The organism is Mesorhizobium sp. B2-1-8 (assembly GCF_006442545.2).
Classification (GTDB): Bacteria; Pseudomonadota; Alphaproteobacteria; order Rhizobiales; family Rhizobiaceae; genus Mesorhizobium.
Genome location: NZ_CP083952.1, coordinates 3,713,290 through 3,726,894, shown reverse-complemented (window position 1 = coordinate 3,726,894; position 13,605 = coordinate 3,713,290). Strand labels below are relative to the sequence as shown.

Here is a 13,605-nt window from a genome sequence, read left to right as displayed (position 1 = left end):
GCTACTCCTGCGGCCGGCCGGGTTCGAAATAACGTCCGGGAAACTCGATGCCCATCGCGCGCAGATCTTCCAGGAAACGCGGCCGTATGCCGGTCGCCTCGTAGTAGCCAAGGATCTTGCCATCCGCCTCCATGCCGGTGCGCACGAAACGGAATATCTCCTGCATCTGAATGACGTCGCCTTCCATGCCGGTCACCTCGGCGACGCTGGTCACCTTGCGCTTGCCGTCGGAAAGCCGGGTCAGCTGGACGATGATGTCGATGGCGCTGGCGATCTGGCTGCGGATCGACTGCACCGTCATCGGCATGCCGGTCATGCCCAGCATCTGCTCGAGGCGCGAAATACAGTCGCGCGGCGTGTTGGCGTGGATGGTCGCCATCGAGCCTTCGTGGCCGGTGTTCATCGCCTGCAGCATGTCGAAGGCTTCCTCGCCGCGGCACTCGCCGAGGATGACCCGGTCGGGGCGCATGCGCAGCGCGTTCTTGACCAGATCGCGCTGTTTGAGCTCGCCATGGCCTTCGATGTTGGCGGGACGCGTCTCCATGCGCGCGACATGCGGCTGCTGCAATTGAAGCTCCGCCGCGTCCTCGATGGTGATCAGCCGCTCGTCTTCCGGAATGAAGGCCGACAGCGCGTTGAGCATCGTCGTCTTGCCGGTGCCGGTGCCGCCCGAAATGATCGTCGTCTTGCGGGCATGCACGGCCGCCGCCAGCACTTCGGCCATGTTCTGTGTGATGGCGCCGAATTCGACCAGCCTGTGCAGGCCAAGTTTGTTCTTGGAGAACTTGCGGATCGACACCAGCGGACCGTCGACGGCCACCGGGCGGATGGCTGCGTTGAAGCGCGAGCCGTCCAGCATGCGAGCGTCGACCATCGGCTGCGATTCGTCGACGCGGCGGCCGACGGCGGCCACGATCTTGTTGACGATCCTGAGCAGATGCGCCTCGTCCTTGAACGGGATATGGACCTGCTGCAGCTTGCCCTTCTTTTCGACGAAACAGTTCTGATGACCGTTGATCAGGATATCGTTGATGTCGGGATCCTTGAGCAGCGGCTCGAGCGGGCCGAGGCCGACCATCTCGTCGACGATATCGTCGACCAGCGCGTCGAGTTCGGCGGTGTTGATCGCCATCCGCTCCTGGCGGGTCTTTTCCGAAACGAAATCATGTACTTGCCGGCGCATCTCGTCCTTGGGCAAGCGCTCCAGCGCGACCAGGTTGATCTCCTCGAGCAGCATCCGGTGGATGCGCACGCGAGCATCGAGCACCTTGTTGGCATTTTTTACCGGTGCTGCTTCCGGTTTCGCCGGCAAAGCCTTTCGGCTGCTCGGGATGACGACGGCATGATGCGCGACCGGTGTTGATTCCGGCGGACGCTGCGGGCGCGCGTCGCGGTTCTGCAGGGTTGAGAAACGGCTGGTCATCCTGCCTTCCTCTTCAAGAGGCCCTTGCCGAGGCCGAACAGCGACTTCGACTTGCTCGCGGTCGCCACCGCCTCTTCCGGAAGGATGATCTTCTTCAGATCGTTGACGACATTGGCGTTGGCGTCGATCTCGTGCAGCGGCACGCCGCGGTCGACCGCCTCACGCACCAGCCGGTAGTTGTTGGCGATGCCGCCGACGAAATGCTCGCCAAGGATTTCCTGGACGTCCGCCTGCTTGATGCCGTTGTCGAACATCTTCTGCTCGAAACGGTTGACGATCACGTTCGGCTTCACTTCCTTGCCGGCGGTCTCGTAGACGGCCTGGATTAGCCGTTGCGTATGGCGCAGGCACGGCACCGTCATCTCGGCAACGATGTAGAGCTTGTTGGAGCCGAGCAGCACCGTTTCGGTCCACGGAAACCAGGTGCGTGGCATGTCGATGACGACATTGTCGAAATAGGCCGAAACGAGGTCCAGCATGCGCACCACGACATCGGTCTTGAACGAGCGCATCTCGGCCGGACGCGTCGGCGCGGCCAGCACGCAAAGTCCGCTGGCGTGCTTGGACAGCATCACATCGAGCAGTTGCCGGTCGAGGCGTTCGGGCTGGTTCTCGATTTCGGTGATGTCGAAACGAGGCTCCAGATCGAGATATTCGGCGCAGGCACCTTGCTGGAAATTGAGGTCGACCACGCAGGTCGACGCGCCGCGCGTCACCGAATGATGCAGCTGGAACGCGGTTTGCAGCGCCAGTGTCGTGGTGCCGACGCCGCCGGCGGCGGGCATGAAGGTATAGATCTGCGACTCGGTGTTTTCCTCGCGCCCGGGCCCCTGCAGCGCTCGCACGACCGAACGCACGAGGTCGGCAGTGGTGATCGGCTTGACCAGGAAGTCGGCGACCTTGAGCTGCACCAGGATGCGCACGGCGGCGGCGTTGAACTCCTGGGTGACCACGACCACCGGTGCCTTGCCCTCGAGCCGGCGCATGACGCGCTGCAGTGACTCGATTTCCTCCAGTTTCGCCGCGTCCATATCGACGATAACGACGCCGAACTCGGCCTCCTGGACCTCGCCGCGCAGCTCCGTGACGTTCTTCTCAACCGTCATGAGCTGGATGATCTCGGAGGCGGCAAACGCCGTCTTCGTGTCCTGCGCGAAGGTCCGGTCTGTCGATACGAGCAGGATCTTCTTGGTGCTGTTTGCCATTCTTGCCGCCTGTGAGGTCGATCGCCGTGTGGATCAGTTGCCGGTGGTCGTTTGCGCTGCCTTGGCACCAGCCGCCTGATCGGGTGTGACAGGTCCGGCAGTTCCGCGCTTGGCGGGCACGAGAAGCCTCGTGTTCTGGACGCCATGCTTCCACGGGTCGACCATCTGCATGACGGTGTTGGCGGCCTGCGCCTCACCGGCGGCTGTCGTCACGCCTTCGCTGCGCACATAGTCGTCGCTGGTGCAGCCGCTCGCCAAACCGGCAAGAAGCAGGGCGATGCTCGAACTCAGGACCAAACGCATGGCTTCAGTCCTTCGGCAGGTCGAGGAAATGGCCGACTTTGGTGGCGCCCCGCGCGGCGCTGCCGTCAGCCAACGCCAGCGCACGGTTGGTGTCCGACGCCTTCACCTCCTCGGTGTTGTTGAGGAAATAGTCGACATTGCTGGCAGGCTGCGTGCCATCGGTCGGCTCAGCCATTTTCTTCGACGGATCGACCGGCTTCACCAGATAGGGCGTGACGATGATGACCAGGTCGGTCTCGCGCCGCTGATAGGATTTCGACGAGAACAGCGACCCCAGCACCGGCATCTTGCCGAGACCGGGAATGCGAGACGTGGTGATGTCGTTCTGGGACTGCAGCAGCCCGGCGATCATGAAGCTCTGGCCGTTCTTCAGGTCGACCGAGGTCTTGGCGCGGCGCACGATGAACCCCGGCACCGAAATGTTGCCGATATTGTAGGACGCCGACGCATCGATCGAGGAGACTTCCGGCGCGATGTCGAGGCTGACCAATCCGTCCTTCAGCACCGTCGGCGTAAAGTCCAGGCTGACGCCGTATTTCTTGTAGCTGACGGAGATCTTGCCATTGTCTTCGGAAACCGGGATCGGGAATTCGCCGCCGGCGAGAAAACTCGCCGTTTCGCCGGAGCGGGCGATCAGGTTCGGTTCGGCCAGCCTTCGGGCAAGGCCGCGCTCCTCCAGCGCCTTGATGGCGATATCGATCGAGACGCCATTGGACAGCAGCCGGCCGATGATCTCGCCGGTGCCGGCTGCAGGCACCGAGCCCGGATCGAGAGAGACATCGCGACCGCCGAAGCCGTAGGCGAAATTGGCACTGTATTTCGCACCGAGGTCCTGCCCGGCCTGGCGGTTGATCTCGACGAAGCGGACATTGAGCTGAACCTGTTGCGACGAGGAGATATTGACCGAATTGATCACCTCCTCATTGCCGGAGAAGCGGGTGGCGATCTTGTTTGCCTTTTCGGCGGCGACCGCGTCATCCGCCTCGCCCGAAAGCACCACACGGCCATTGGCCGAGCCGACCTTGATCTTGGCGTCCGGCACGCTGGCACGGATGGTGCTCGCCAATTGGTCGGTGTCGAGCGTCACTTCGATGTCGACGGTGCCGACGAGCTGCTTCTTCTCGTCGAACAGCGCGATGCCGGTGGTGCCGAGATTGTTGCCCAGCACATAGAAGGATTTGTCGGTCAGCGGGTTGACGTTGGCGATCTCCGGATCGCCGATGACGATCTGATAGAAGGCAGCGCTCGTCATGATCGTCTTGGGCTTGCCCTTGGCGACCTTGATCGACGCATTCTTGGTCGACGAGACATAGACGATGTCGTTGTCCGCCTTGGCCGCGCCTGCGAAGGCGAGCATGCCGCTCGCGACCAGTGAAGCCGCCATCGCCAGGGCGCGCACGAAACGCAATCGATCCGTCATTCGAAATTGGGTGTGCATTACCATGATCCCGTCCCGCCCGGTCCCCACCGGTCCTTACTTCTGGTCCCGCGAAGGGACCTTGTATTCCTCGGCCTGCGTGCCGCGCGTCACGATGACCGTCTTGAATTTCGGCTTCTCCGGTTCCTTGGCGATGGCATCGAACAAGGAGCCGGCCGCGGCCTCGGCCTTGGAAGCCACGGACCCGCCGAAGGAAGAGATGGTGGTGACGCCGTTCTTGCCGTCGCCGCCTTCGCTGGCGGAGCGCAGCGACAGCGACAGCGTCCCGACAGTGCGGGCAAGCGCCACTTTCTGCGCGCCGTCGCTCGTCACCTCGATGGTCACGGAATTGGCCACCTGCGGCGTCGTCTGACGCTCGTCGGCGCCTTGCCCGACGCTCAGCACCTTGGCGTCGGCAACGACGATCTCCGAAGTGATGGTCGAACCGGCCGCGCCTTGCGCGTTCTTGGCGACTTCCTGGATTTCGCCGGCATCACGCGTCAGGACGACATCGACCCGGTCGCCCGGCGTGACGAAGCCACCGACGCCGGCGATCTCGTCGGTGCGGATGGTGACCGCCCGCATTCCGGGCGTCAGCATGTTGGACAGCGTCGCACGGCCGTTCGGTCCCGACAGCTTGGTGAGCAGCACCGGCTCGTTGACCTCGATCGGCGACAGCACGACCCGGCTGCCTTCGCCAAGCAATCCATCGACGGTGGCAAAGGCGCCCTGCGGCAGGGAATCCTGCGGCCACGGGATTTCGCTGAGCTTGGCGCGGTCGAGCTCCATGCCATAACGCAACGGCGCATTGGCCACCACAATGGTCTTGAACTCGATTTTGGGTGCCGCCGGAGCGGCGATGGACGCCGTTTTCTCCTGGGCGTCGGCCTTGGCCTGGCTCTTGACCCAGAAATCCGCGGCAAAGATCGAGATCGCGCCGAAAACGGCGGCGATACCGATCATCGTTATGGCCTTGCCCCTCACGCCGAAATCCCTGATGCCCGTCGTTTCTTGTTATGTAGGGCTCACGCTAGTCCGCATTGTTAAAGAATCGGGAATCTTGTGCGGTTGCATTCGACCTATTTCCGCCTGCTTGGTTATCGAATGGTTTTAGGGTAAGAGGGGTTAAATCCCCGAACGTAACAGGAACCTCCGTCGCTTGGCGCTGAAAAGCGTGGCAGTATCGACGGGGTGATTCGCAGCTTGGGCTCTATGGCAGGCATGGACGACAACAACGATCTTTTCGGCAATCTGGAGAAGCAGCCGCAACCGGTTCGCACGTCGGCGCGCCCGGCGGATCCGCTGGTGCAAGCGGCCGCCAGGCGCCCGGCCGCGGCCAAGGATGGCAGCGAGGGTTACAGCGCCGCCGACATCGAGGTGCTCGAAGGCCTGGAGCCGGTGCGCCGCCGGCCCGGCATGTATATCGGCGGCACCGACGACAAGGCGATGCACCACCTGTTCGCCGAGGTCATCGACAATTCGATGGACGAGGCGGTGGCCGGTCACGCCACCTTCATCGATGTCGAACTTTCGGCCGATGGCCATCTCACGGTCACGGACAATGGCCGCGGCATTCCGGTCGACATGCACCCAAAATTCAAGAAGCCGGCGCTCGAAGTCATCATGACGACGCTGCATTCGGGCGGCAAGTTCGATTCGAAGGTCTACGAAACATCCGGCGGCCTTCACGGCGTCGGCGTGTCGGTGGTCAACGCGCTGTCGGATCATCTCGAGGTCGAGGTGGCACGTGGCCGCCAGCTCTACCGCCAGCGCTTTTCGCGTGGCGTCCCGGTGACCGGCCTCGAGCAGCTCGGCGAAGTGCACAACCGGCGCGGCACAAAAATCCGCTTCCATCCCGACGAGCAGATTTTCGGCAAGGGCGCGGCATTCGAGCCGGCGCGTCTCTACCGCATGACGCGTTCGAAGGCCTATCTGTTCGGCGGCGTCGAGATTCGCTGGACCTGCGATCCCTCCCTGATCAAGGAAAAAGATCAGACACCGGCCAAGGCGGAGTTCCATTTCCCCGGCGGCCTCAAGGATTATCTGAAAGCGTCGCTCGGCGACGAATTCCAGGTGACGCGCGAAATCTTCGCCGGCAAGAGCGACAAGCAAGGCGGCCACGGCTCGCTCGAATGGGCGGTGACCTGGTTCGGCGGTGACGGCTTCATCAATTCCTACTGCAACACCATCCCGACCGGCGAAGGCGGCACCCATGAGGCCGGCTTCCGCAACGTGCTGACGCGCGGCCTGCGCGCCTATGCCGACCTCGTCGGCAACAAGCGCGCCTCGATCGTCACGTCGGAAGACGTCATGATCTCGGCCGCCGGCATGCTGTCGGTATTCATCCGCGAGCCGGAATTCGTCGGCCAGACCAAGGACAGGCTGGCGACGATCGAAGCGATACGCATCGTCGAGACCGCGATCCGCGACCCGTTCGACCATTGGCTGGCCGACAACCCGCAGGAAGCCTCGAAGCTGCTCGAATGGGTGATCGCACGCGCCGACGAGCGGGTGCGCCGCCGCCAGGAAAAAGAGGTGTCGCGCAAGAGCGCGGTGCGCAAGCTGCGCTTGCCTGGCAAGCTCGCCGACTGCACGCAGAACGCGGCGGCAGGTGCCGAACTCTTCATCGTCGAAGGTGATTCCGCCGGCGGCTCGGCCAAGCAGGCGCGCGACCGTGCCAGCCAGGCCGTCTTGCCGTTGCGCGGAAAAATCCTCAACGTCGCCAGCGCCGGCAATGACAAGCTGGCCGCCAACCAGCAGATATCGGACCTGATTCAGGCGCTTGGCTGCGGCACGCGCTTAAAATATCGCGACGAGGATTTGCGCTACGACCGCGTCATCATCATGACCGATGCCGACGTCGACGGCGCCCACATCGCCTCGCTGCTGATCACCTTTTTCTACCAGGAGATGCCGGCGCTGGTACGCGGCGGTCATCTCTATCTGGCGGTGCCGCCGCTCTACTCGATCAGGCAAGGCGGCAAGGTCGCCTATGCCCGCGACGACGCGCACAAGGACGAGCTTCTGCGCACCGAATTCACCGGGCGCGGCAAGGTCGAGCTCGGCCGCTTCAAGGGCCTGGGCGAAATGATGGCCGCGCAGCTCAAGGAGACCACCATGGACCCGAGGAAGCGCACGCTATTGCGGGTCGATGTTATCGACGCCGAGGCGGCGACCAAGGATGCGGTCGACGCGCTGATGGGCACCAAGCCCGAAGCCCGCTTCCGCTTCATCCAGGAACGCGCCGAATTCGCCGAGACGGAAGTGCTGGATATCTAGCCGCCGGCGAGTTTAGCTTGCGTTCCTGACATGGAGACCGGCCTGTGACCTGGGCGCGGCTGAAAATCTATTTCGAGACGAGCCTGGCTGGGCTGACGCAACCGACGCGCTCGGACTGGATTTTTGCCCTGCGCACCGTTTCGGCCGGCATGATCGCGCTTCTCGTCGCCTATGCGCTGAAGCTCGACCATCCGCAATGGGCGATGATGACGGTGTTCATCGTCGCCCAGCCGGTTGCCGGCATGGTGCTCGCGAAAGGCTTCTACCGGCTGCTCGGCACGCTTGCCGGCGGCGTCGCGGCAATCGGCATCACCATGGCGTTCGGCACCGGCCCCTGGATTCTGGTGACGGTACTTGCCGTCTGGATTGGCATTTGCACCTTCGTCTCGTCGCTGCTGCGCAATCCCGAAGCCTATGGCGCCGCACTTGCCGGCTATACCGCCATGATCATCGGCCTGCCCGCCTTCGGACAGCCGCATCTGGTCGTTGACCTCGCGGTCGCGCGCTGTGCCGAGATCGTGCTCGGCATCGTTTGCGCCGGCCTCACCAGCCGGTTGATCCTGCCAAAACTGGCCAGCGACGCCATCATCTCGCGGCTGAAACGCTGCATTCTCGACCTCGCCACTTACGCTGGCGGTGCGTTCTCCGGCGGCGATCGGGCAACGCTCATCGGCCTGCACCGGAAGCTTGTCGCCGACACCCAGACGCTTGGCGAGATGCGCGCCTATGCCAGGCTCGAAGCGCCGAGCTTCGCGCCTCGCGCGCATCCGGTGCGACGCACCATCGGACAGCTGCTCTCGGCCCTTTCGGCGGCGCGTGCGCTCTATTCGCATGCCGCTCCGAAAAACGCAGCCCTCATCCCGGTACGCTCGGAGCTGCAGGCCCTTGTCAGCGAACTGGCAGCCAAGCCGGGAGCTCTGGACGATACCTCGCCCTGGTTGGCGCGACTCGACGCGATCTCGACCAGGGCCCGGCAAATGCCCGATACCTCGGCCGACCAAGGTGAGGACAGGGTCGGGACCATCACGCGCCTCACTATAGCGGCCGACTTCGCCGAGGCGCTGAAACAGGTGTTGCGCGGCCTCGACGCCTTGCGCGCGCCGGTCACCCGCCGGCCAGGTCCCGGCAGCCAGCAGCCGGCACTGGTGGTGCATCGCGACTATCCCGGTGCCGCGCGCAACGCCATCCGCGCGGCCGTTGCCACGCTGCTGGTCGCGGCATTCTGGCTGACGACGAAGTGGTCGGAAGCGGCCGGCACCGTCATCCTCGTTGCCGTCGTGTCGAGCCTGTTTGCCGCACGGCCCGACCCCGTGCAGGTATCCTGGGGGTTCTTCAAGGGAACGCTGCTCGCTTTGCCCTTTGCCTTTCTCGTCGGTCAGGTCGCGCTTCCCGCTTTGCCCGGCTTCGGCTGGTTCATGCTGTTCGTCGTGCCCATCATGGTGCCGGCGGCGCTCGCCATGGCCAATCCGCGCTATGTCGGCGTGGCGACCGCCTTCGCCATCAATTTCCTGGCCTTCCTCAGCCCGCATCAGGCGATGACCTACGATCCCGGCCCCTTCTTCGCCGGCTCGGCATCGATCCTGGTCGGCATATTGCTGGCGATCGGCGTCTTCATTGTCGTATTGCCGGCGGATCCATGGCTCGCGGCCGACCGCATCGTGCGGGCCATGCGCGAGGATTTGGCGCGGCTTTGCCTGCACGAGCGCGTGCCGAGGCGTTCAGCCTTCGAGAGCCTCGCTTATGACCGGGTCAATCAGTTGATGCCGCTGGTGCAGAATTCCGGCAGGAAGGGCGAGGCGGTGCTGGGCGGCGGCGTCGCCTCCGTCACGGTCGGCCTGGAGATCCTGCGGCTGCGCACTGCCAGCCAAAACCATGCCATCCCATCGGAAACGGCGCTTTCAATCGCCAACTTCCTGAGGGGATTGGCGCGCGAGCTGCTTTTTCGTGCCCCTGGCGATCCGCAAACAGCAACCATCGCCGTCGCCCGGCAGTATGCGGCAGGCATCGCCCAGCGAAATGCCACCGGCGACATGCTGCAGATCGCAGCGTCCCTGCGCATCATCGCCGCGGCGATGGAGGATTTCCCGGATTTCTTCGCGAGGGACAAAACCTAAGCTGCGGCGATCGCCAGCGCATGGCCACGTGCGTTCTCGCGCAGGGCATCAAGATGGATCGACTTGACCAGGGCGGCGAGATCGCCTTCGGCGGATTGCCCACCCAATTCCTTGAGCATCAGCCAGCTGACCTCCTGAACGCCGGCGACGCGCTTGCCGTTGGCGACCTCACGCCAGATCTTCAGGGCGCGCAGGATGACCGCATGCGTGGCGGCGGCCAGGCCGGCGCTGCGGAACAACGCCTGCAGGGCCACATCGTGCCCGCCGGCCAGCAGCGCCCTCACCCTTGGCTCGGACTGCTGGCTGAGCGCGACCAGCGCCGAGCCGAAGAAATCGACCTTGCCGTGCGCGATGGTGCGGATCAGGAAGCTCGCGGTCAGATCGCCGCGCAGGCGCAGATGCTCGATCAGTGCGGAATGTTCTTCCTGGCGCGTGCCCTCGATCAGGGTCACCGAGGCCTTGACGCAGGCGTCCCGCATGACGCGGTCGGCTCGCGCCGCGCCCATCAACGCCATGACCAGCGGCGACGTCTTCAATGTCTCGCCGAGCTTGATGAGCAGCATATGCCGGCAGTCGGCAGGCAGCCTGATATCCGATATCAGCGCCTCGCGCACCAGAGGCAGGTGCCCGTGGCGTTCAGCCATGCGGCGAAAGCTGAGGGAGGCAATGTCGGCGCCGGTGTTGGCCAAAAGCACGGCGCAGGCCTCCGCCTCGCCGATCTCGGCGATAGCCGCCGACAGCGCCATCGAGACTAAAGGCCGGTCGGCGATCAGTTTCTGCGTTGCCTTCTGGCACGCCGCCACACGGTTGATCAAATCGGCGTCGGTAAGCAGCGGCGAGCGCGCCAGCACGACACCGGCGACTTCCGGCTGGTCGGCGGCGAGCACGCTGATAATCTGCAGCGGCGCGTGGTGGCTCATCGAGAGCGCTTCCGCCATCGCCAGCCGCACTTTCGACGAGGCATCGTCGAGCAGCAGCGTGAGCGCCGCTTCGGCGGCGCAGCGGTCCTCGAATGGCAATTCTGAATTGACATAGGCCCGGGCCAGCGCATTGGCCGCGGCGGCGCGCTCCGACACCCTGGCCGTGTAGATCCATTTCAGGAAATGCGAAACAACAACCATGCCGTCTGCTTACGCCCCTTGCCGGAAGGTTTCCGGCCCCGCTGACGACGGTAGGCAGAAATGGTTTACGAACGGTTCACCATGTTCATTAACTGGCTTGCGAGCGCTGGAGGCAGCGCCTATCAACCGTCAGACAGCGCAGGAGACAGAAATGGCCGGGCTATATCTCGAGGAGTTTGTCGTCGGCCACGTCTTCCAGCACACGCTGCGCAAGACCGTCACTGAAAGCGACAACATGCTGTTTTCGGTGATGACGCTGAACCCGCAGCCGCTGCATATCGACTTCGACTTCGCCGCCAAGAGCGAATGGGGCAAGCCGCTGGTCAACTCGCTGTTCACCCTCGGCCTGATGATCGGCATTTCGGTCAACGACATCACCGTCGGCACCACTGTCGCCAATCTCGGCATGAAGGAAACCGTGTTTCCGCATCCGGTATTTCATGGCGACACCATCCGTGTCGAAACAACGGTGATTTCGGTGCGCGAATCCAGGTCGAAACCCGATCGCGGCATCGTCGAATTCGAGCATCGCGCCTATAACCAGCATGGCGATCTCGTCGCCAAATGCACGAGACAAGCGATGATGCTGAAGAAGGCGGCCTGATGCGCTCGTTGCTGTTCGTTCCCGGCGATTCCGAGCGGAAGCTGGAAAAGGGATTTGGTGCCGGTGCCGACGTGGTCATCGTCGATCTCGAGGACTCCGTGGCGTCGCACAACAAGGCGCATGCACGCGAGATCGCGGCGCGCTTCATCCTCGAACGCAGGGGGCAAACCAGCTCGGCGATCTATATCAGGGTCAACGACCTCTCGACCGGGTTGACGGACGACGATCTTGCCAAGCTCGTTCCGGCAAGGCCGGACGGCATCATGCTGCCAAAATCGAACAGCGGCCAGGATGTGCAGCAACTCGCGGCCAAGCTCAGGGTCCGGGAGGCCGAGAACGATCTGCGCGACGGTTCGATAAAAATCCTGCCGATCATCACCGAAACTCCGGCGGGCGTGCTGGCGGCATCGACCTATGCCGGAGCGAGCGCGCGGCTTGCCGGTCTCACCTGGGGGGCCGAGGATCTGTCGGCCGCGGTCGGCGCGCGCGCCGCCCGCGACGAGCGTGGCCGCTACACGGACGTGTTTCGCTTCGCCCGCACCATGGCCATCCTTGCCGCGGGCGCGGCGGAAGTCGCGGCGATCGATACCGTGTTTCCGAATTTTCGCGACACGGCGGCCTTCGCCGCGGAATGCGCCGAGGCCGAGCGTGACGGCTTCACCGGCAAGATGGCGATCCACCCTGATCAGGTGCCCGTCATCAACACTGCCTTCACGCCCTCGGCCGAGGCGGTGAAGCAGTCGGCGGCCATCGTGGCGGCATTCGAGGCAGCCGGAAATCCCGGCGTCGTCGGCATCGACGGCAAGATGTTCGACCGCCCGCATCTGCGGCTGGCCGAACGCCTACTGGCGCGCGCAAGGGCGGCCGGTATATCCGTCTGACAGCTACTTTTGTTCCCAGCGCGGCCGGCGCATCGAAAAGACCTCATCGACGCTGGCGTACTCCATGTAGCCGAGACGAGCGACATTGCCGGCCTTGGTGATGTCGAACAGGCCGTCTTTCAGGAAAGCATCGTCGATGTGCACGCCGATCACCTCACCGGCGACGACGAAGGCGCTCGTCGACGATCCGTCCAGCGCCTTTGGGCGAAACACTTCCGTCACCCGGCATTCGAGCGCGGCGGGCGCTGCAGCCACACGCGGCGGCCTGACGAGACGCGAGGGCGCCATGGCGAGATCGGCATAGACGAACTCGTTGACGCCACGCGGTGCGTCGACGGACGTGTAATTCATCTTCTCCGCAAGGTCGCGGCTGACCAGATTGGCGACGAACTCGCCGGTTTCCTGCGCAAACGAGGCGCTGTCCTTCTCGCCCTCGGAGGAAAACCAGACGATGAAAGGCCGGGTCGAGACGGCATTGAAGAACGAGTATGGCGCGAGATTGACCTCACCGGCCTTGTTCAGCGTCGATATCCAGCCGATCGGGCGCGGCGCCACGATCGCCTTCGAAGGATCGTGCGGCAGCCCGTGCCCCTTGGACGGCTCGTAGAACATTCAGCCCGCCCAAGGCCCGGCGTAGTCGGCGTAGAGTTTTGCCGGATCGGGCCGTGGCCGCTCCGGTGCCGGACCGGCATAGGAGCCGATATGGACAAAGCCGACGACGCGCTCCCGAGGTGCCAGTCCGAGAATCGCCCTGCCCTCCGGCACATCGGAATACCAGTTGCTGATCATGTTGGTGCCATAGCCGAGCGCATTGGCCGCGATCATCAGGTTCATCGCCGCCATGCCTCCGGACAGGAACATCTCCCATTGCGGGATTTTTGGGTTCTCCCTGGCAATAGACACGACACCGATCACAAGCGGCGCGCGCGAGAAACGCGCCAGTTCCTGGTTGCGACGGCCTTCCGGCAACGGCCCCTCACGTTGTTCGGCCAGGGCCGCCAGCTTTTTGCCGATCTCGATGCGGGCTTCGCCGCGATAGAGGATGAAGCGCCAAGGTTCGAGCCGTCCATGGTCGGGCACGCGTGTGGCGGCGGCAATCATCGTCGCGATATCGGCATCGCCGGGCGCCGGCTCCCTGAGGTCGGGAATCGGCGCTGAATTTCGGGTCAGCAGGAAGTCGATGATCGGCGACGCCATGGGCGCAAGTCTCCTAAAACGTTCTGTTTTGAGCTGAAGCGCACCATCGGGAATTCGGGCG

At 63.9% G+C, this 13,605-nt stretch carries 12 protein-coding genes; 4 read left to right on the top strand and 8 right to left on the bottom strand.

Annotated elements, in window-relative coordinates:
* Nucleotide 1: 1 nt before the first annotated feature.
* The 5 genes from FJ970_RS18265 to cpaB all read right to left on the bottom strand — a co-directional run bounded on the left by FJ970_RS18265 (nucleotide 2) and on the right by cpaB (nucleotide 5,332).
* Nucleotides 2-1,423: a CpaF family protein gene (locus FJ970_RS18265; protein ID WP_140760592.1), complete on the bottom strand. Its 1,422-nt coding sequence runs from the start codon at nucleotides 1,421-1,423 to the stop codon at nucleotides 2-4.
* The gene (locus FJ970_RS18260; protein ID WP_140760590.1) at nucleotides 1,420-2,628 is read right to left on the bottom strand and encodes an AAA family ATPase; all 1,209 of its coding nucleotides are present in this window, start codon (nucleotides 2,626-2,628) and stop codon (nucleotides 1,420-1,422) included. The genes FJ970_RS18265 and FJ970_RS18260 overlap by 4 nt, the downstream gene beginning before the upstream one ends.
* A 33-nt stretch (nucleotides 2,629-2,661) precedes the next feature.
* Nucleotides 2,662-2,931: a hypothetical protein gene (locus FJ970_RS18255; protein WP_140760588.1), complete on the bottom strand. Its 270-nt coding sequence runs from the start codon at nucleotides 2,929-2,931 to the stop codon at nucleotides 2,662-2,664.
* Between the two features lie 4 nt (nucleotides 2,932-2,935).
* Nucleotides 2,936-4,315 carry a type II and III secretion system protein family protein gene (locus tag FJ970_RS18250; protein WP_227792182.1) on the bottom strand — a complete coding sequence of 460 codons (1,380 nt, stop codon included), beginning with the start codon at nucleotides 4,313-4,315 and terminating at the stop codon, nucleotides 2,936-2,938.
* A gap of 90 nt (nucleotides 4,316-4,405) precedes the next feature.
* Nucleotides 4,406-5,332 carry a Flp pilus assembly protein CpaB gene (cpaB, locus tag FJ970_RS18245; RefSeq protein WP_227791834.1) on the bottom strand — a complete coding sequence of 309 codons (927 nt, stop codon included), beginning with the start codon at nucleotides 5,330-5,332 and terminating at the stop codon, nucleotides 4,406-4,408.
* Between the two features lie 237 nt (nucleotides 5,333-5,569).
* On the opposite strand from cpaB, the gene parE reads away from it, so the two are divergent.
* Nucleotides 5,570-7,627, top strand: a complete 2,058-nt coding sequence (parE, locus tag FJ970_RS18240; protein WP_140760584.1) for a DNA topoisomerase IV subunit B — start codon at nucleotides 5,570-5,572, stop codon at nucleotides 7,625-7,627.
* A gap of 44 nt (nucleotides 7,628-7,671) precedes the next feature.
* On the top strand, nucleotides 7,672-9,741 hold the full coding sequence (locus tag FJ970_RS18235) for an FUSC family protein (RefSeq protein WP_140760582.1): 2,070 nt from the start codon (nucleotides 7,672-7,674) through the stop codon (nucleotides 9,739-9,741).
* Here FJ970_RS18235 and FJ970_RS18230 read toward each other — a convergent pair.
* Entirely contained in the window at nucleotides 9,738-10,862 is a 1,125-nt protein-coding gene (locus FJ970_RS18230) for a DUF2336 domain-containing protein (protein ID WP_140760579.1), read from the bottom strand. The genes FJ970_RS18235 and FJ970_RS18230 overlap by 4 nt on opposite strands.
* 151 nt (nucleotides 10,863-11,013) lie before the next feature.
* On the opposite strand from FJ970_RS18230, the gene FJ970_RS18225 reads away from it, so the two are divergent.
* Together FJ970_RS18225 and FJ970_RS18220 are read left to right on the top strand one after the other, a co-directional pair.
* Nucleotides 11,014-11,466, top strand: coding sequence for a MaoC family dehydratase (locus FJ970_RS18225; RefSeq protein WP_140760577.1), 453 nt, complete (start codon nucleotides 11,014-11,016; stop codon nucleotides 11,464-11,466).
* Complete coding sequence (locus tag FJ970_RS18220; protein ID WP_140760574.1) at nucleotides 11,466-12,347, top strand: HpcH/HpaI aldolase/citrate lyase family protein; 882 nt, start codon at nucleotides 11,466-11,468, stop codon at nucleotides 12,345-12,347. The genes FJ970_RS18225 and FJ970_RS18220 overlap by 1 nt, the downstream gene beginning before the upstream one ends.
* A gap of 3 nt (nucleotides 12,348-12,350) precedes the next feature.
* Here FJ970_RS18220 and FJ970_RS18215 read toward each other — a convergent pair whose 3' ends face one another.
* Together FJ970_RS18215 and FJ970_RS18210 are read right to left on the bottom strand one after the other, a co-directional pair.
* Nucleotides 12,351-12,959 (bottom strand): flavin reductase family protein, encoded by a 609-nt coding sequence (locus tag FJ970_RS18215; RefSeq protein ID WP_140760572.1) that lies wholly within the window; start codon nucleotides 12,957-12,959, stop codon nucleotides 12,351-12,353.
* A complete protein-coding gene (locus tag FJ970_RS18210; protein WP_140760570.1) occupies nucleotides 12,960-13,544 on the bottom strand; it encodes a nitroreductase in 585 nt (194 codons plus the stop codon). It lies immediately after the preceding gene.
* Nucleotides 13,545-13,605: the final 61 nt, after the last annotated feature.